Genomic DNA, 19,697 nt, shown 5'->3' on the forward strand with positions numbered 1-19,697 from the left:
GAGAAATCCGACCACACGAATTTGACGGAGAAAAAAGTCAGAAATGCTGACTATACAGTGCATATGTTCTGAAGAACTGCATTTTTAAAGTATATGCTCTAACTGTATTTTTCTTTCAGATTGAATGAGTTTTGTACATATTCAGGCTAAATGACAGAATTTACAGTAAAACCGGTTACGTCCAAGGTGGGCTCTGGGTTGTATAGTGACACTTTGCTTATATCATAAATCTGTTATTGTCCAGATCATTTTTAAGTGTGTTGTAATTTTTCATATATTTTTTGTTCTATGTATGTTTTTGAGCTGATTCAATGCCGATTTTTATCTAAATCAATACAAAATTGATCTAATTCAAAAAAAGAAGACAGAAAGTGATTATATTAACACTTGTCATCTGGTTAGCCGTCAGGCTGACATGTTGAGCAAGATGACACTTCCTTTTGAAGGCTGACTTTACTTTCTCCTAATCAGGAAACTGATTTTTCAATTGGCGTAAGTTAATTGCTTTATATTTTCCAACCACACAGTTTTGTGTGGTTTTTTTTTGCCTGCGATTTAACCCTGCATCCACGATTATGATGGCTTTCCCCCGTTTTCTTACTTCAAATTTCCAGCATTTACACGTCCTGTTTCTTGGTAGATAAAGCGCGGCTTGACTACAATTTTTACAGGTCAGACCTTGTTGCAGGTGGATTATGTCAGAGCAGTTATTTCGTACTCATGCCGGGGAACGAATCGCCATTGTTTCCGGAATCCGGACGCCTTTTGCCAAACAGTGCTCTGAACTCCGGGAGATGATGGCACTTGAACTCGGTACGCTGGTGGTCAATGAATTGTTGATGCGGACCGGAATTGACCGGGACTGGGTCGATTTGGTGGTGTTCGGGCAAGTGATTCAGATGCCACAGGCCCCGAATATCGCCAGGGAAATCGTATTGAATGCCGGTCTGAATCCCGCCACGGACGCGTATAGTGTTACCCGCGCCTGTACTACCAGCATGCAAACACTGATTTGCGCCGCGCAGGAAATTGCCTGCGGTCATCACGAAGTCGCTATTGCCGGTGGTGCTGATTCGTCATCAATTCTGCCGGTTGGTTTATCCCGGCGGCTGGCAGATGCTTTGATCCGCAGTACCAAACAGAAACGGTTTGCGGATAAGCTCAGGGCTTTCCGTTGTGTCCGGCCCCGGGATTTGTTGCCTGTCCCGCCACCGGTTGCTGAGTTTTCGACCGGCCTGTCGATGGGACAGACTGCAGAACAGATGGCCAAAACCTTTCAAATCAGCCGGGAAGTGCAGGATGACTTTGCCTGGGAATCGCATCAGCGGGCTGCGAAAGCATGGCAACTGGAACTACTCAGTAATGAGGTGATGACCGTTTATCCGAAACCATATCGCACCAGCTTAGTGCACGATAACCCGGTGCGGGAGAAGACCCCGCGCTCATCGTACGCAGAACTCAAGCCTGTGTTTGACCAGGATTTCGGCACCGTGACGGCGGCAAACAGCTCGGTTCTGACCGATGGGGCTGCGGCGATGCTGCTGATGCGTGAACAACGGGCTAAAGCGCTTGGGCTGCCGGTTTTAGGTTATCTGCGGGCATTTGCCGGCAGTGCGATTCCGGTGCATAAAAATATGCTGATGGGACCGTCGTACGCGGTGCCGGTTGCGTTGAGGCGGGCCGGGCTGAGTTTATCTGACATCGCTTTGATTGATATTCATGAAGCGTTCGCCGCTCAGGTGCTGGCGAATCTGAAGGCGCTGGACTGTCATCAGTTTGCCCGTGAACTCGGGTTGCCTTCTCCGGTCGGTGCGGTTGAGCCGTCAAAGCTGAATGTGCTGGGTGGGTCGATTGCTTATGGTCATCCGTTTGCGGCAACCGGCGCGCGTATGATCACGCAACAGTTACATGAGTTACGTCGCCGCGGTGGTGAATTTGGGCTGGTCACGGCATGTGCTGCCGGTGGCCTTGGGTGTGCAATTGTTTTGGAGGCCGCCTATGAATGATGCTGCCGGTGTTCCGCAAAGTGGTTTTGAGCTGACGTATGACGAGGATATTGCCTGGCTGGCCATTGATATCCCCGGAGAGTCAGTCAATATACTGAAAGCCTCCTTTATTGAAGAGCTCAGTACGGTATTCGCCCGGCTGAGATCTCAGCCGCCAGCCAGCGGGCTGGTCATTTACTCGAAGAAGCCGGATAACTTTATTGCCGGGGCGGACATTGGAATGTTCGATCAATTTCATTCCGCACAGGAAGCCCGGCAGCTGGTGCAACAGGGGCAGGAGATTTTTACTCAGCTGGCGGAATTACCGTTTCCTGTGATTGCGGCGATTCATGGCGCCTGCCTGGGTGGCGGGCTTGAACTGGCGCTGGCCTGTGATTTGCGTGTGTGTTCGGATGATCCGAAAACCTGTCTGGGGCTGCCCGAGTTGCAGCTGGGTATATTACCCGGACTGGGCGGCACACAGCGTTTGCCCCGGCTGATTGGTTTGCTGCCGGCACTGGACATGATGCTGACCAGTAAAAAACTCCGCCCGAAAAAAGCACTGAAGCTTCATCTGGTTGATGCCTGTGTTCATCAGGACGGGCTGCTGGATGTAGCCCGGAAAATGGTCCGGGTTCATCAGGCTTTCAGCTTCCGGAAAAAATCACTGTTGCAACGCTTGTCTGAATTCAGGCCGGTTCGTCATTTGATCATCCGGCAGGCGCTGGCAAAAGCACAGGCGAAAGCCCGTCATCATTACCCGGCTGTGGACGCGGTGCTGGATGTGATTCAGCTGGGACTGGATGAAGGAATGATACCGGGACAGCTGCAGGAAGCTCAGTGGTTCGGACAACTGGTGTTTTCTCCGCAATCCTGCGCACTGCGCGCCGTTTTCTTTGGAACGAACCGGCTGAAACGTGAACTGAAGCCGGAGAAAGTGGTGCCCGGCAGCTTGCGGGTTGCCATTCTGGGAGGCGGACTGATGGGCGCGGGTATTGGTTGTGTGACGGTGGAGAAAGCCAGACAACAGGTCCGGGTCAAAGACATCAGTCATCAGGGCGTGTTACATGCATTTCGCTATATTGACCAGGTGCTGCGAAAAAAACTGCGGCGGCGAATCATCTCACCCGCTGAATTGCGGGCAACGATGGCCCGTCTGTCAGGCAGCATCGATTATTCAGGACTGGAAAAGACGGATATTGTGATTGAAGCCGTTTTTGAAGATTTATCCCTGAAACAGGAGAGCGTGCAACAGACCGAAGTAAGTACTAATCCTGAGACGGTTTTTGCGACCAATACCTCTTCGTTGCCGATTCATCAGATTGCGCAGGCTGCTGAGCGTCCGGAAAATGTCGTCGGGCTTCATTACTTTAGTCCGGTAGAAAAAATGCCGCTGGTGGAAATTATTCCTCATGCACGAACTTCAGCACAAACACTTTCCCGGGTGATTTCTCTGGCTTATGCGCAGGGCAAAACCCCGATTGTGGTTAAAGATAGCGCCGGGTTTTATGTGAACCGTATTTTAGCGCGCTATATCAATGGTGCTTTACAGTGCCTGGCCGAAGGTGTGCCGGTGGAAACCATCGATCAGGCGCTGGTGGAATTTGGCTTTCCCGTCGGGCCGATGACATTACTGGACGAGGTTGGTTTTGATGTGGCGATGAAAATTTCACCGGTACTGATTCAGGAACTGGGTGATCGCTTCACCAGTCCGGATTTTCTTAGTCGTCTGACCGGCCATCAGCGGAAAGGCCGGAAATCAGGTCAGGGGTTTTACCGCTATAACCGGCGGGGAAAACAACCGGACCCAACAATTTACCCGTTACTGAATATCGGCCAGTCATCACACCGGCTGGAACCGGATGAGATTGTGATGCGTTGCCTGCTGCCAATGTTGAGCGAAGCGGTGCAGTGTCTGGAAGAATCGGTGATTCGCTCTGCCGGAGATGGTGATATTGGTGCCATCTTCGGTATTGGTTTTCCGCCTTTTCTTGGCGGACCTTTCCGCTATATAGATGATATTGGTGCGGAGAAAATTGCTGTGCAAATGGAACGGTTATCGGTGAATGATCTCCACCAGACCAGCCAGCGGTTGAAAGCAATGGCACAGGCCGGCGAGCGTTTCGACAAGAATTTTGAGTAGTGTCCGGGGTTGGGAATGTCATTTTCCTGAGGTATGCTGCCTTCCTGAAGAAAAAATCCGGAGGTCATTCGTCCGGAAAAATAAAACATCAGTCAGGCTGTCATTCGTCAGATGTTGTGATGAATTTCAGCGGCTAAGTCAGTTTATCTTAAGAAAGGAGAGATTCATGGACGCTTTAGAGCTATTGTTAAATCGTCGTTCCGTCGCAAAACTTGAGGCACCGGCACCGGAAGGTAAAGCACTGGAAAATATTATTCAGGCCGGATTAAGGGCGCCGGACCATGGCGGATTAACCCCATGGCGGTTTGTGATTGCACAGGGCGAAGGACTGAAAAAATTATCAGACATCCTGCTGAAGGCTGTTTTGGCAGAAAATGGGGATGAGGCGACCTGCGATAAGGTGAAAAATGCGCCTTTTCGCGCGCCGATGGTGATTACCGTGATTGCGAAAATAACGCCTCATGAGAAAGTTCCGGCATTCGAACAGCATCTGTCCGCCGGATGCGCGGTGCAGGCGATGCAGATGGCGGCGGTCGCTCAGGGATTTCAGGGAATTTGGCGATCAGGGCAGTGGATGTTCCATTCCGAAGTTCGTCAGGCGTTTGATGTGCAGGGCGAAGATGAAATTGTCGGGTTTCTTTATCTGGGAACTCAAACAACAGAGCCGGTGAAAGCACCCCGGCGGGAACTTTCACAGTTTGTTGAATATTTATAATTTGATAAAACTAACAATATTTTTTTGCTATGATTCGGGCTGGTAACCCATCACAAAGTCGATAAACAGCCGTACTTTTTCCGGCAGGTGATCTTTGTGGTTGTACAGCATGTAGATGTCGCGGGAGTTAGCACTCCAGTCGTCGAGGACGCGAATCAGTGTTTTGTTCGTCAGATGTTCTTTTAACATGACATCCGGCATCAGCGTGATTCCCAGCCCTTCTGAACAGGCCATACGGACAACATCCAGTGCGTTGGCCTGAAAGCGGCCTTTATCGTTATTGACAATGGTTTCGCCGTCAGTGTGTGTCAGTTGCCATTTGATCAGCGGAAGACCTTTGAGCAGTGAATGATTGGCAAGGTCTTCAGCGTGGACTGGTGCCGGATGTTTCGCCAGATAATCGGGGCTGGCGACCAGAATGTCTTTCACTTCGCTGATCTTACGGGCGATCAGGGATGAATCCCGCTGAGGTCCGACCCGGAAGATAACGTCCCATTCTGTTGGGTCGAGCTGGTCTGCCTGATTGCTGGTAGTCAGCTCAATATTGATGTCCGGATAATGGCGCATAAAGGTGGTGAACATCGGCATGATCATGCGTTTGGTCAGGTTGGATGGGGCAGAAATCCGGATTCTGCCGGAAGCGCCTCTGCATTCATCACTGATCTCTTCAGCTGTGATGGAAAGACGTTGCAGTAGCGGGGAACACTCTTTAAAAAAACGCTCGCCAGCTTCGGTCAGAGACAGCTTTCGCGCGTGACGGTTAAGAAGTCGCAGATTGAGGGAATCCTCAAGTGCCTGAATCCGTCGGGTAATTGTGGCAACAGGAATCATCGTTTTTCTTGATGTTGCAGTATAACTGCCATTCTCGACGACCAGGCGGAAGAGATTTAAATCATCTAGCTTCATGGTTTTTAATACATCTGTTATTTATTTAACCAGTTTCATTTTATATACGTAACTGAATTGTCAGAGTTTGAGGTATATCAACATCTATAACGAAAACTCATTTTTCATTCTTAATCATAGATATTTTTACCGTTTCCTAAAGCATTATGCAACTATGAAAATATCTGTCACAATTTCTGAACTATTGGTCTGGTAAATGTCTAATACCAGATGAATCCATTAACACAATGATAAAAAAGGAAAAAAAAGCTGATATGCAGGCTGATGTTTGTATAAATCAATCGAAACAGCTACCTTTACTAGATAACATTAAAAGTGTCATTAATGCAATAAGGCATGTTGACCGTGGTGTGACATCGATATTTTTCCCGGCGCATTATTTTGTTTATGTGAGGCTGTAAACATGCTTAAAACCGACCAGTCCAATAAGGGGCAGTCTGCTGCTCAACCGTTGTTAAACGGGAAGCTGATCCTCGTCGTGGATGATGATCCGGTTTTTCGCCGGTTGACTGGCGGATATCTTATTTCTCAGGGATGCACGGTATATGAAGCCGCAAATGGTGTTGAGGGATTGCAGTCACTGAAGTATGAAGTACCTGATCTGGTGATTTGCGATATTAATATGCCGGTTTTGAATGGTCTGGAGTTCGTTGAGGAAGTTTGTCAGGCCTATCCATCGCTGCCGATGATTGTTATTTCTGCGACTGAAGATATTTCTGATGTCGCGAAAGTTTTAAAATTTGGTATCAAAGACTTTTTACCGAAGCCGATTGAAAATTACGCCTATCTGGGAGAGGCTCTGGTCAATACGCTTGACGATTCCGCAAATCATATCGCCGATCAGCGGGATTTTGCCAGTCAGTGGTTCAGGGTTGATGGTGGCGGTGAAATTCCTGAAGAAGAACAGGAACTACACTGGCACCTGGAATATTTACAGCAAAATCCCGGCGCTGCGAGAGATTTACTATTGGCGCTGATGCCGGAAAATGATTCCTCGCAGGGGGTCTGGCGATGCAGTTACCGTTTACTCCAGTCAGCGGATGCACTGCCGCTGGTTTTTGATTATATCTGGTCGATGAATGGCCAGTATGCGTTCTACATTGTTGATTCGAATTCTCAAACCTGTTGCGATGGTATTGCAACCAGCCTGCTGGTGCGGGCACTGTTTCATGATTATTTACGCAACCAGAAATCGTTAAGTGCTGATTTAAAAGATCTGGCTGATATTCTGGAGAAGGGTATCAGCTGTACCCGGACAGCCTGTCCGATCTCTGCTATTTTCGGGATTGCCAATGTTGTTGACGGCACCCTGTCGATTCTCCCGGCTGGCATGGACTGCCACTGGAGTAACGGGCACTGTTCGCAGCATATTACCGGTGGTGTGCAACTGGGTCACAATTGCCGGAAAAATTTTATTACGCAGGATTTGCCGCTGGGTGATCTGACACAACTATCGGCCAGCAGCCTGGGCGTCAGTTCATTTTCACTGAATATTTCCCGGCGTCAACGGCCGGATATTTAATATCCGCTTCCACTGAGAAAACTCCGGAACAGAGGAATCCACATGATGAAACATTGGTTTCTGACCGGCGCAGGAATGTTGTCACTGGCACTGGGTGCTTTGGGTATTTTTCTGCCACTGTTACCGACAACGCCTTTTATTCTGTTAGCCAGTGCCTGTTTTATGCGCAGTAGCCCGCGGTTTCACAACTGGCTGCTTAGTCATGCTGTTTTCGGGCCGATGATTGAAAACTGGCAGACGCGGCGGGCAATTTCACCAGAAGTCCGGCGGCGCGGCTCATTTCTGATGGTGATCACATTCACATTTTCAATCTGGATGGCACCATCCACGATATTAAAAATTATCTTATTTTTGTTCTTTATCATTGCATTAACGCTTTTTCGCCGCCTTCCTGTGTTCGACCCGGTTGCGCATCGCGAAGAAAATCACTAGCATTAGCGGGAAGTGTGCCCACTCTTCATTTTAAGAGTGGGTTTTTATTTTGTGGCAGATTGATTTTAAATGAGCTGCCCATATAACATTTGAACGGCGCTTTGTCTGCTGGCAGACAACTGCCTGATTCAAACCGAAATATAAAGTTATTTACGATGACAACTGAAACAATTTCACTGATTAAATCCAGTATTAAAAGTATCCCCGATTATCCGAAACCAGGCATTCTGTTCCGGGATGTCACCAGCCTGCTGGAAGACGCCAGAGCTTATCACGCAACCATTCAGCTGATGTTTGAACATTACAAAAACATGGGCTTTACCAAAGTCGTCGGGACTGAAGCGCGTGGGTTCCTGTTTGGTGCGCCTTTGGCAATAGAGCTGGGAATCGGCTTTGTTCCTGTTCGTAAGCCAGGCAAGTTACCCCGTCCGACGATTGCTGAGTCTTATGAACTGGAATATGGCGTGGATACACTGGAAATTCACTCAGATGCGATCGTTGCCGGTGACAAAGTGCTGGTTGTTGATGATTTGCTGGCAACCGGCGGTACGATTGAAGCGACGACTAAGTTAATTCGTCAGCTGGGTGGTATTGTTGAACATGCAACTTTTGTAATTAATCTGCCAGAGATTGGCGGAGAAAAGCGTCTGGTAGAGCAAGGCTTAAAAATTTATAGTATCTGTGATTTTGATGGCCACTAAACGGAACCTTTCATGAGTTATCTGGCATTAGCAAGGAAGTGGCGGCCCGGACAGTTTTCTGAAGTTGTCGGGCAGTCCCATGTGTTGACCGCGCTGGAAAATGCGTTGTCACAAAACCGGCTACACCATGCTTATTTGTTCAGCGGCACCCGCGGGGTGGGGAAAACCACCATAGGCCGGTTGTTTGCCAAAGGGCTGAACTGTGAAAAAGGCATTACCGCTCAGCCTTGCGGTCAATGCGCTGCCTGTCAGGAAATTGCGCAGGGGCGCTTTATCGATCTGCTGGAGATTGATGCGGCTTCTCGTACCCGGGTTGAAGATACCCGGGAACTGCTGGATAACGTTCAGTACAAACCGGCCCGCGGGCGCTTTAAAGTGTACCTGATTGATGAAGTACACATGCTGTCGCGTCACAGTTTTAATGCGTTGCTGAAAACGCTTGAAGAGCCGCCGGAATATGTGAAATTCCTGCTGGCGACGACCGACCCGCAAAAACTGCCGGTGACCATTTTATCCCGCTGTCTGCAGTTTCATCTTAAGCCGATCAGCGTTGAACATATCGAGCATCAGCTTGAACATATTCTGCAGGCAGAAGCGATTGAGCAGCATCCGCGGGCGCTTGGTCTGATTGCTCACGCTGCTGATGGCAGTATGCGTGATGCACTGAGCCTGACCGATCAGGCGATTGCTCTGGGCAATGGCAAAGTGGATGCGGAAATTGTGGCCGGTATGCTGGGCACGATTGATACCGATCAGGCGCTGCATCTGATTCAGGCGCTCAGTCATAAAGAAGTGCAGCAGGTGATGGCTTGTGTCAGCTCGCTGGCTGCGAATGGTGTGGCATGGGATGTTTTGCTTCAGTCGCTGGCTTCACAGTTACACCGGATTGCAATGTATCAGATGTTACCTGCATCGCTGGACAAATCCCTGCCGGATGCCGGGAAAATTCAACAGCTGGCTCAGGTGCTGACGCCTGAAGATGTCCAGCTGTTTTATCAGATTGCCCTGAAAGGCCGCGAAGATCTGCCCTTATCACCGACGCCACGTACCGGGCTGGAGATGATTTTGCTGCGGATGATTGCATTCCGTCCGGTGGATGTCTCTCCGCTTCATTCCATCAGTACAGAAGTACACCAGACCCCGGCTCCGGCTCAAATCAGCACTCAGCCGACAGCTTCACCGACTGCCAGCGGGCAATCAGTGAACAGTCAGTCTTTGAGCGGACAATCTGCAGACAGGCAATCAGTCAGCGAATCTCCGGTCAGCCCGGGAAGCGCTCCGGGTGAAAACCCCGCGATAGTTGCCGAAGCTGCATCTGTACCTTCTTCTTCTGAACCTGAACCTGCTGCTCTGCCGGAAATGTCAGCCGGGCCTGTCTCTGAACCGCCGACATCTGAAGCGATGGACACACCGGTGAACTGGCCGGAGTCGCTGGAACCTGCGGCGGATTATACCCCTGAACTGTACGATGAATATCAGCATGCTTCGGCTGTTGACGGGCAGATGGCACCGGGTCAAACCAGTCAACCGCAGGCGCCTGCTTCACAGCCAGCGCCGCAACCGGCTGAGCCTGAGGAGCCGGCATCGCCGCGCAGTCCGTTACTCGGGTTACGGCATCAGCTGCGCTCTCAGCGGCTGGCAGGCAAAGATGCCGGGAAAGACAAGCCAAAAAAGCTTAAAGCGACATCATCAGCGCCGCACCAGAAACCGGCGCCTGAGTCGATTATTGACCGGCTCAACCAGAAACAGGCTGATTATCAGCCGGTGATGTCGCCAGAGACGGACACTGAAGCTGCTCCGGCACCGGATGAGCCATACCAGTGGCGTCCGATGAATGCACCGGACCCGGCGGCGGAAGAAAAACACCTGACACCCGCGGAGCTGAAAAAATCACTGGAACATGAAAAAACGCCAGAGATGGCAGCAAAACTGGTGCAGGAAGTGATTGAAGAAGATGCGTGGGCTGCGACGATCAGCCAGCTTTCTATTCCAAAAATGGTTGAACAGCTGGCGTTAAATTCTTCTTATCAGTTGCAGGGGAATGTTGTGCAACTGACCCTGCGGGGGAATCAGGCCCACTTGAATACTGAAAAAGCACAGGCTACGCTCAATGAAGCGTTGAACCATCTGACAGGAGCATCCCGTGAGCTGGTGGTCAGGACCGGTGATGAAGGTGTCACGCCTCTTGAAAGGCGGGAAGCCTGTTATCAGAAGAAACTGAGTCAGGCGCTGGCGAGTTTGAATGCCGATCCGAATATTCGCTGGATTGAGGAACGCTTTCAGGCTCAGCTCGATAAATCGACGGTTCGTCCGGTCTGAGTCAAAGAATCGGAATCCGGGGGTTGAATCACAGGTGAATCATCCCCACAGTATGTGAAACATATCAATTGTGAGAAATAAACATGTTTGGTGGTAAAGGTGGAATGGGCAATCTGATGAAGCAGGCCCAGCAGATGCAAGAGCGGATGCAAAAGCTTCAGGAAGAAATTGCGACAATGGAAATCACGGGTGAAGCAGGTGCTGGTCTGGTGAAAGTGACCATCACAGGCAGCCATAGTGTGCGTCGTGTGGAAATCGACGACAGCCTGATGGAAGACGACAAAGAGATGCTTGAAGATCTGATTGCGGCTGCATTCAATGATGCGGCACGCCGGGTTGAAGAAACACAGCAGGAAAAAATGTCTGCGCTGACTGGTGGCATGCAGTTACCACCAGGCATGAAAATGCCATTTTAATTCAGCAGATAACTGATGCGAACCAGTCCGTTACTTGAACAGCTGATTGAAACGTTACGTTGTCTGCCGGGGGTGGGTCCGAAGTCTGCTCAGCGGATGGCATTTCATCTGTTGCAGCGGGATAGGCAGGGTGGCCTGAAACTGGCAGATGCCCTCAACCAGGCGATGACTGAAATTGGTCATTGTCAGGAGTGCCGGACCTTTACCGAAGATGATGTCTGCCATATCTGTAAAAACCCCAAGCGTCGTGAAAATGGCCAGCTGTGTGTGGTGGAAAGCCCCGCCGATATTGCCGCTGTGGAAGCAACCGGGATGTTCTCCGGCCGTTATTTTGTGCTGATGGGACACTTATCCCCGCTCGATGGTATCGGTCCCGGAGATATTGGCCTGGACATTTTTGACTATCGGCTGCAGCAGGGCGATATCAAAGAGGTGATTCTGGCAACCAACCCGACCGTTGAAGGGGAAGCGACCGCGCATTATATTGCCGATTTATGTCAGGCACATCAGGTCACTGCAAGCCGGATCGCTCATGGTGTTCCGGTGGGTGGAGAACTGGAACTGGTCGACGGAACCACATTATCTCACTCGTTGCTGGGACGTCAGCGCATCACTTCCTGACCGGATAACAGCTGAATCAGATAAAGAAGCGGTGACGCTTCTTTATTTTTATGTTTTCCGGATTTGTGGGCTTTCCTTTGTTTTTTTCTTCTTCTTGCCCGGTCTTTTTTATCCGGATTTAACCGGAATTATTCTTTGTATGTCACTGTTTTAATCAGCAGTGTGCAGTCTGTCTTGGCGTTGTTTCACTTTATGCCATATCATAAATACCTATAAATAAGCGATTTACTGCAGGTTTATGACTGAACATACGGATTCATTATCCCTGACTATTCGTTATGATCCCCATTCACCGGCATCGATTGAAGCCGGGCTGGCTGCGTACCGCCATTATTTACCTCTTAAACCAGCTTTCGAACAGGGCCTTTGCCAGATTCAGTTTGAAGTGATTTCCGGGTCAGATGATACCATAGGTTTGCTGTCGCGCAGTCTGTCTGGACAGGCAGTATTTGATTACTGGCGTCTCTCTTCTGCTTATTCCCGTCATCCGGATTTTCGCCCGGAAAGCTTACTTTCTGACACCGGGCTGGTGGCTGAAACCGTTTTTTTCCTGCGGGCCTGTCAGTTTCCTGAACTGCAGCAGGCGCTTTATGAAACGGCTCAGGTGATTTGTCAGGTGTCGCGTCAAATCAATGACCCGACCCGGATGCGGGTATCCGGCAGCGAAGTTGCCGGCGGGATGCCATTGTTTATGATTGGCCTGTGCTACCCGCAATATGCGTATCTGCTGGGCAGTTTTATTGTGCCTTACTGGGATAGTGAGCACTTATCCTGCGGGGAAGAGCTGCCTGCTTTACTGGTGAGTTATCTGGGCTATTCGCGGGAGACTCTCAAAGTCTTCTGTTATTGTGATAACCCGCATGCCAGAGCCCGGATGTTCAGCCCGGACAGTTTTACACAATATTATCAGCGCGTGGAACATCAGCGCACAGAACATCAGGATCAACTGGAGCAACACATCTCATTGCTGAATATTTTTCGCGCCCGGCCGGAAGAGTTTGCCGCGTTGAAAACAATGCTGGCCCGGCGTTTTGCTGAGCAGCCTTATTTGCAGGATGATGATCCCCGTTATTACCTCGATAATCCGCTGGAAAGCTTTTTACTCACCGTGTTGTATCCGCATCAGAATGACCACGATTATCTGCCGGAAGAACAGCCGGAGCAAACGCTGGATGCCATTCTGATTGACGCTCCGGCAAGAGAACTTGCGGCTGCACTGAAAGCGGAGATTGAACAATCGCTGGCGCATCCCATTGACAGGGCCGGTTCGCCTTCCGGAGATATCTATCATACGGATCATTATATTTGTGGCACGGGTATTTCACACTGGCGGGCATTTATTACCGGCGCTTTTGAGCAGGGCGGGCAGATTTGGGCTTATATTGAAAACGGCCTGTATCCTGATGTACCGGCATGTGTGACGGCTTTCGATATCCGGGATGTGGTCGATCAGAGACATTTCACCCTGCTGGATTCAATCCGGCAGAGCCTTGGTCCGTATGATTCCCTGAACAGTGAGATTGTCCCGGTTTTACAGGGATTGCTGGATGACTGGAGCGGGGATGTGCTGGCTGAAGAGGAACGGGAACAGAACCTGCAAAAACTACTGCGGCTACTGGATGTCATTCACCGCTGGAATCAGTTACAGCCTTTTCCGGTAGAGTTAAAGTTTCTGATAGTCGATGATTATCAGGCAATCTCTGAGCCTGAGTTTTTACTGCGTTATCATGGTGACTGGGTGCATCTTTTTACCCGTCTGGTGAAAGATATTGGTGACTATCGCGGGATTATTGAGTCAGCGCATTTCAGCCGGTGTTATGCACTGCTGTGTGCCAGCCGGGATGAAGCTGGTGAAGTGATTCGATCACTGGTTGCTGATGAATCGATCCCCAGAGTGACGATTGCAGCACTGCTGGCAGGTGTGGTGTATCACGACCGGAATCGTGTGTGTGAAGATGCAATCACTGCATTTGCCCTCGGTTTTCTCAACCAGTTTTTACCCGGCCTGATTCTGGAACAGCTGGCGGCCTACAGTGCTTTCCCGTTCCCGGCTGATGCTGCGGGAAGCGATTCTCAGATGTTACGCGATTATCATTACCTTGAAGCTTATCTGGCAGGTGAGCATGAAGCGCGGGATGATGTCATTGACCGGATGAACTGCTGGCTCAGCCGGGAGCAGCGGGCTTATTCTGTCTCTGACACCCAGGTGTATTATCAGTTTTTGAATGATTTTGAAGAAGACAGCCAAAAGCTGCTGGTCAGTGCGCTGGTGGTGGGAGAATGCCATGAATCACCGGTTTGTGGCTGGTGCAGCCGGTTTTTGGGTTTATGGCTGGATATGGCACCGGGAAAAGTCTGCCGGATGCTGGGGCATTTCTGGCTGGATAAACGCCAGCCGGTTGAAAGCAGAATTGCCGGTATTGAATTGTTAACAGCGATGCTGGTTCCTCATGGTTTGAAGCAGGTGGCAGCAACGGCCTATCTGCTTGAATCGGTGATCGATGCGCTGGAGCAGACGGATGATATCCCACAGGTACTGGCGCCATTTTTTGAACGCTACCTGAATGAAAGGGTGAATGAAAAGGTGAATGAGCAGGTAAAAGGGCAGGCGGTTGATTTGTCTGCCGGCATAGAACCGGCACTGAAACTGATTAAGCCACTGCGTGAGCAGATCTTTTATATTGCCATGCAGTCGGCCCATCCCGATTTAAAGATTTGTTATTTTGATCAGGCGCTGCTGCAACTGCTGAGTCGTTGCCTGTATCAGCAGATGATGGCGCAGGTCCCGGACGGAGCTTCCATGCCGGAGAAAGCGCACATCGATTTGGAACACTTTATCCGCCTGCTGGAGCTGCCGGTGTTACTGTCTCCCCGGCAGACCGATGAACTCTTGCACATTTGTGATCGTTATCAGCTGACGGATTTTGAAACCCCATACGGGCAAACTGTCCTGGGCGAACTGCTTTGGTACGCATCACCGATGCTGCGGGCAAATGTACTGAACCTGCTGGCAGCCCGGCCATCTCTGGGGTTGGATCATTGCTACAATGACACGCTGATGACACCGGAGGCATTTTGTCGCATGCTGCCGGATCATGATATCCGGCAGGCTGATTTGCTGTCCCTGATCTTAGATGCCCAGTGGCACGCCTGCCTGCCGTGGTTCGCAGCGACCTATGATATTCATCCTCTGATGGAAACCCAACCACTGGAACAACAGCTGGAAATTCTCCGGACACTGGCCGCAGAAGCCCGGCAGCGTGATTTTGTGGATGGTTATCCGGATGAATTGCCGGGGAAAATTAAACGCACTCAGGATGATGCCGGATAAGCGGACCCGTCTGGCCGGGTGCACGCCTCAGTCATTTGCTGCCTGACGAAGTGTGTTGAGGTCATTGCTCACAATCGCTGGCAGATTCGAGGTGATTTTTTCAGCCGGCCAGTCCCACCAGGCGATATCCAGCAACGCCCCGATCTCTTCTTTTTCAAACCGGTAGCGAATCATCGTCGCCGGGTTTCCGCCAACCACACAGTAAGGTGGAACGTCATGCGTCACAACCGATTTACTGGCGACAATTGCACCATGCCCGATTTGGATACCGGGCATCACGGTTACGTCATAACCCAGCCACACATCATTACCAATCACGGTATCCCCTTTATAAGGCAGTGTACCGGCTTCTGGTGCTGCTTTTTCCCATCCCTGACCGAATATATAAAAAGGATAGGTGGAGAATCCGGCGGTACTATGATTCGCGCCATTCATAATAAAAGTGATATTTCTCGCTATCGCACAAAATTTTCCGATAATCAGTCGATCGCCGATAAACGGAAAATGATACAGGACGCGGGATTCAAAGCGCTCCGGGCCACCCGGATCGTCATAATAGGTATAATCACCGACCTGAATATTCGGGCTGGTGATAAAGTTTTTAAGAAAACCGACCTGCGGAAAGCCTTTCAGCGGTTCCCTGTCATTTGGGTTCGGGCCGTTCAATGTTTGCCTCCGGAAGCGTTGTTGACTGGATGAAATAGATGTATGCAGGATCATCACCCCGGCTTGTTATTATGAATCTGATGGTGAGGATAGTTCAACCGGGTCATGTCTGAATTCTGTCATGTCGGTTATGGTGAATTGTTGAATATTTTGGGTTTCTCAGTGTTTGTCAGGTCTGTTTGTTGTTCAGCATGTGCTTATGGTTATATGGTGAGCGAATATCGTACAAGACCAGAGTGGTTTGAAGATGCCTTGGATAAAATAAGGTATTAAAAGAGCACTAACCCGGGAAGAACGAGATTGGTTTGATACTATTGATTGGTAAGATGATGATTGATTCGAAAACAGGTGAGCGAATTGTTGTATTAATAAACGATGAGTCAGGCCCATACATCAGAGTGTCCACCTGGATCGATGCTGATGAATTGGAAGATTTATTGTCTGGGAAATATGATGTTCTCTATGAGATGAAAACTCCGGAAGAATTTAAAGCTGATGGAGGAAAAGAGTATTACTTTGGTAATGCTGCTGATCCCGATAAGCTTCAAAAAATTCTTGATGATATTCATTTGTAATAAAGCCCCGGCAAGCCTGAAAATCCATGACCGCGGTAAGAGCCGCATTTCAAAATTTATATTTGTGATGAGAATAGTGTTCGGCACAAACCAGCCATGTTCATTGATGATTAATTTAAGGACCACTGGTAATGACAGTTGATGAAATAGTTAATTATATAATGTCAGGTTCTCGCTCCCTAATCTGTATCACTAGGGAAAAGCTGGAAAGGCTGGACCTGTTTGTACTGTCTTTATACATTATGGGTAAGCCTGGCGCTTATGTTCTTAGTGTGGAAATTGATCCTATTGATATGGTCGATGATGGTGAAGGTTGGATATGGCAATCCAAACCTATGGATATGACGAAACTTATAAACGTTCTGGAGGAGCACCTCGATTCGCCCCTTGAAGATTGGGAAAATGTAACTAAATCAGGTCACCTCTCGTTGTGTGAGGAAGAGATAGATAACGACTTGTACCAAGAGCAAGAAGTTATTTTTAAGAATGATTTGAGGTTTGGTGAAGTTTTGCTCCCGGCGGGCATTATTTGGGTAAAACGAGCTGATTAAATGTTCCAAAGGGACTGAGTATAGTGGTACATTAAATTCGTAATCATTTAAGCCCGCACTCGCGGGCTTTTTACACAGGGCCCGTCTGTCCCAACTCTCCACCAATCACCTCATAACCATCATTATCGATCGAACCAAGCCAACATTTTCTTCTGAGATTTTGCAAATATAGGTTGCTTTGTGGGTTTATGATCAGGATCTTGGGCGGTTTATCAGTGCGGATCCGGACATACAGGCCCCGTTTGTGACAAACAGCTTTAACCGGTATGCGTATGTGTGGAATAATCCGCTGAAGTATACTGATCCGACGGGGTTCTGGACTGCGGAAGAGACTGATGTGACAACTGGTGAGGCAAACCAGTTTGAGGTCAATGATGATTTTGCATCGCCGCAAACTGTCGGAGATGATAACTCATCACACCATAGTCATAGTAATGATAACGACAGCCATTCTGGTGATTCTCATGATAAGTCTCCCTCATCAGGTAGCTTCGGAGAGGGTATTTTCTCTCGTATTCAGCAGTGGGGCGATGAGTTTGACGAAACAATAAAAGGCTGGTCTAACTATATACCAGTCAGTGTTAAAGCTGGCATGACCATTGCTGGTGGATTTTACCATAGTGGTGGCGGGCATATCAGTGAATCCTTGAGTGCTCAGCACCTTGAAGTAAACCAGGATATCGTCGATGTGGCTTATGCTGCAGCATCGGGTGTGGCGGCTGTTGCGCGTAGTAAGTCGTTTAAGGGGGTTAAGCCTTAGGTTGTAAATGGGTTAGAGAGCAGAGGTATACGCCCACAACCCGGAACAAGAGTTAAACCTGAGGGTATTCCAGATAACTGGCGTGTTCGTCCATCAAAATCTAAAGGTGGAGTTAAATACTCAGATCCAAAAAACCTTCGCAAAAACGTAAGAGTAGAGCAAGATGTTACTGATCATCCTCATGCCAACTCCAGAGTGCCGCATGTTAGGGATATGAGAAATGGCAGATATGTCGATAAAAATGGAAATCCTGTTCAAGGCGGAAGAAAAGATCCTGCTGGACATATACCTTTAGATGAATATCGTTATACACCATAATTGAGGTTGTCTATGAGTACTATAAATGTTGATAAACCACTCATTATTGAGTGCTTAAAAGAGTTAAGTGACATTGACTACCAGCAACGAGTATGGATTGTGGGTTCTACTGATGAGGTTTCTGGTTTCAACGATGTTGTTGCTGCCCTTTTTGATGATTCGCTCTTGGAGGACGCACTATTAAAGAACAAAGTTACATTTACGATGGAAGCTGATAATAAGCTTCGTTTACTAGGGGAACTGATAGCATTCCTGCCAGATAATATAACCACTAATGTTTTGGTATCACAACCAAAATGGAAAGATATCGTCAAATTGTCTGGAGATGTATACCACTTGATTAAGTAGTTGTTACAAAGAGTGGAGGGAAGCGAATAAAAAATAGAATTCCAGATAAAGGTGAGCCAGGTAACGTTGCTGAGAATCCCGCAGGTACTACGCGTAAAAGGTATGGCTCTGATGGCAATGTTTAAAATGAATGGAACAAAGGGCATTGGCCAGACGCTCCCAAAAATGAACAGAGTGATCATATTCACGATTATAAACCTAATCCACGAAATCCATCTGGACTTGGTGAGAGAATGTCTGGTCGGGAGCCTGGACCAAGAGACTTACATGATATGGATCTCTTATAGGTGGAATACTAAGTGCAATTAATTTGTAGCAATGAAAAATGAATAGCCTACTTTGTAGGCAGCAATAGCTTGCTTGATTGATGGGGAAATTGAAAAATAGAAATATTTGATGTTGGTTCATCTGTATGTATAAATATCAATTTTAATATGAGGCCGTCTTCGGTTTATCAAAAAGTTCAATTTAAGTTTGTTGGATGTATACCCAAACAACCCTGCATCTTCAGGTTGCTTGGGTATATACATACGGACAATCAATAGTTGGAAAGATAACGAAGGAAACTTATGAGGTTACAACCCACTATAAGAACAATATAGATGTAAATATGGACGGAGAAATTGATGCATCAGATCAGTTAAGCTCGTCAACAAAAACAGATATCAGATACCAAGATGAAATAGTCGATGTACACGATACATGGAAGGAAACAGTTTATGAAGATACACATGTTAGTTTTTCGGCGCCTGGTTATTAACCTCGCATTAGTCTTATTATGTCGAGTTTCTTATGCAAATGATGCTTGTAGTGTAATCGGCAAATATGTAAATGTTGGAGTTGAACAGTCTGAAATTTCTGAAAAAATATTTGGTATAGAAAGAGAAATGAGTGAGTTGCGATATGTAGCGGAAATTGAAAATTCAATTGGAAATGATCATTATGAATACCATGACTATGAGAAATTTATTAAATGTATTGATGGTTATGATTCAAGGTTTATAAAAAGGAACTCCACTTATTTTAAACTATCATTAATATCAGTATTGAAGAATAAAATGCCTGTTTCTGAAGAAAAGAGAATTATGAAATATGTAATTAAAGAGTTACATTCAGACGATAATTTGATTTTGGGACAAGCCGTGCGTGCAACGGTACCTTTTAATAATGATATGTTTATCCCTTATCTTAAGGATATTATTATTAATAATAAAAATAATAGAGGACTTCAGAAGCTTACGATAGATATGTTATCGTATATAAGTGGAAGTAAAACCCGGGAAGCTTTTAATGAAATTAAAAATGAGATATCTGATCCTAAATTGATCAATTTAATTGATAACAGGTTAAATAAATTCAATGATATGTATCATTGAAGATGATTGCTC

The 19,697-nt window shown here is 47.9% G+C and carries 16 protein-coding genes and 1 pseudogene; 15 read left to right on the plus strand and 2 right to left on the minus strand.

Annotated features, from left to right (window positions below):
* Positions 1-695 precede the first annotated feature (695 nt).
* The 3 genes from fadI (at position 696) to OC443_RS07465 (ending at position 4,843) form a co-directional block, all read left to right on the plus strand.
* Positions 696-2,006, plus strand: a complete 1,311-nt coding sequence (gene fadI, locus OC443_RS07455; protein WP_073585089.1) for an acetyl-CoA C-acyltransferase FadI — start codon at positions 696-698, stop codon at positions 2,004-2,006.
* Positions 1,999-4,128, plus strand: a complete 2,130-nt coding sequence (gene fadJ, locus OC443_RS07460) for a fatty acid oxidation complex subunit alpha FadJ (protein ID WP_073585091.1) — start codon at positions 1,999-2,001, stop codon at positions 4,126-4,128. Before fadI ends, fadJ begins: the two co-directional genes overlap by 8 nt.
* Before the next feature lie 166 nt (positions 4,129-4,294).
* Positions 4,295-4,843: an NAD(P)H nitroreductase gene (locus OC443_RS07465; RefSeq protein ID WP_073585093.1), complete on the plus strand. Its 549-nt coding sequence runs from the start codon at positions 4,295-4,297 to the stop codon at positions 4,841-4,843.
* Between the two features lie 27 nt (positions 4,844-4,870).
* On the opposite strand, the gene OC443_RS07470 is transcribed toward OC443_RS07465, so the two are convergent.
* Positions 4,871-5,749 (minus strand): LysR family transcriptional regulator, encoded by an 879-nt coding sequence (locus OC443_RS07470; RefSeq protein WP_073585095.1) that lies wholly within the window; start codon positions 5,747-5,749, stop codon positions 4,871-4,873.
* Between the two features lie 403 nt (positions 5,750-6,152).
* Here OC443_RS07470 and OC443_RS07475 point away from each other — a divergent pair, with 403 nt between their 5' ends.
* From OC443_RS07475 to OC443_RS07505, 7 genes are all read left to right on the plus strand, one after another.
* Positions 6,153-7,271, plus strand: coding sequence for a response regulator (locus OC443_RS07475; protein WP_073585097.1), 1,119 nt, complete (start codon positions 6,153-6,155; stop codon positions 7,269-7,271).
* 42 nt (positions 7,272-7,313) lie between these two features.
* A complete protein-coding gene (locus tag OC443_RS07480; RefSeq protein WP_073585099.1) occupies positions 7,314-7,703 on the plus strand; it encodes a YbaN family protein in 390 nt (129 codons plus the stop codon).
* 155 nt (positions 7,704-7,858) lie between these two features.
* Positions 7,859-8,404, plus strand: coding sequence for an adenine phosphoribosyltransferase (gene apt, locus OC443_RS07485; RefSeq protein ID WP_073585102.1), 546 nt, complete (start codon positions 7,859-7,861; stop codon positions 8,402-8,404).
* Between the two features lie 12 nt (positions 8,405-8,416).
* Positions 8,417-10,723 carry a DNA polymerase III subunit gamma/tau gene (dnaX, locus tag OC443_RS07490; RefSeq protein WP_073585104.1) on the plus strand — a complete coding sequence of 769 codons (2,307 nt, stop codon included), beginning with the start codon at positions 8,417-8,419 and terminating at the stop codon, positions 10,721-10,723.
* An 83-nt stretch (positions 10,724-10,806) separates the two neighbouring features.
* Positions 10,807-11,139 carry a YbaB/EbfC family nucleoid-associated protein gene (locus tag OC443_RS07495; RefSeq protein WP_073585106.1) on the plus strand — a complete coding sequence of 111 codons (333 nt, stop codon included), beginning with the start codon at positions 10,807-10,809 and terminating at the stop codon, positions 11,137-11,139.
* A gap of 15 nt (positions 11,140-11,154) precedes the next feature.
* Positions 11,155-11,760, plus strand: a complete 606-nt coding sequence (gene recR, locus OC443_RS07500; protein WP_073585108.1) for a recombination mediator RecR — start codon at positions 11,155-11,157, stop codon at positions 11,758-11,760.
* A 238-nt stretch (positions 11,761-11,998) separates the two neighbouring features.
* Complete coding sequence (locus OC443_RS07505; RefSeq protein ID WP_073585110.1) at positions 11,999-15,091, plus strand: hypothetical protein; 3,093 nt, start codon at positions 11,999-12,001, stop codon at positions 15,089-15,091.
* A 27-nt stretch (positions 15,092-15,118) separates the two neighbouring features.
* Here the strand turns inward: OC443_RS07505 and OC443_RS07510 are convergent, their stop codons facing one another.
* Positions 15,119-15,811, minus strand: a complete 693-nt coding sequence (locus OC443_RS07510) for a Vat family streptogramin A O-acetyltransferase (protein ID WP_083601705.1) — start codon at positions 15,809-15,811, stop codon at positions 15,119-15,121.
* A 272-nt stretch (positions 15,812-16,083) separates the two neighbouring features.
* Here OC443_RS07510 and OC443_RS07515 point away from each other — a divergent pair, with 272 nt between their 5' ends.
* From OC443_RS07515 to OC443_RS07535, 5 genes and pseudogenes are all read left to right on the plus strand, one after another.
* Positions 16,084-16,332: a hypothetical protein gene (locus OC443_RS07515; RefSeq protein ID WP_234976431.1), complete on the plus strand. Its 249-nt coding sequence runs from the start codon at positions 16,084-16,086 to the stop codon at positions 16,330-16,332.
* A 131-nt stretch (positions 16,333-16,463) separates the two neighbouring features.
* Positions 16,464-16,883, plus strand: coding sequence for a hypothetical protein (locus OC443_RS07520; protein ID WP_073585114.1), 420 nt, complete (start codon positions 16,464-16,466; stop codon positions 16,881-16,883).
* Positions 16,884-17,067: 184 nt separating this feature from the next.
* Positions 17,068-17,203 (plus strand): annotated as a pseudogene (locus OC443_RS26385) (RHS repeat-associated core domain-containing protein); the annotation flags it as partial.
* Between the two features lie 770 nt (positions 17,204-17,973).
* Positions 17,974-18,309 carry an SCO4402 family protein gene (locus OC443_RS07530; protein ID WP_073585118.1) on the plus strand — a complete coding sequence of 112 codons (336 nt, stop codon included), beginning with the start codon at positions 17,974-17,976 and terminating at the stop codon, positions 18,307-18,309.
* A 719-nt stretch (positions 18,310-19,028) separates the two neighbouring features.
* Entirely contained in the window at positions 19,029-19,685 is a 657-nt protein-coding gene (locus OC443_RS07535) for a hypothetical protein (RefSeq protein ID WP_073585147.1), read from the plus strand.
* The last annotated feature ends 12 nt before the right edge of the window (positions 19,686-19,697 follow it).

This window comes from Vibrio quintilis, from assembly GCF_024529975.1.
Lineage (GTDB): Bacteria > Pseudomonadota > Gammaproteobacteria > Enterobacterales > Vibrionaceae > Vibrio > Vibrio quintilis.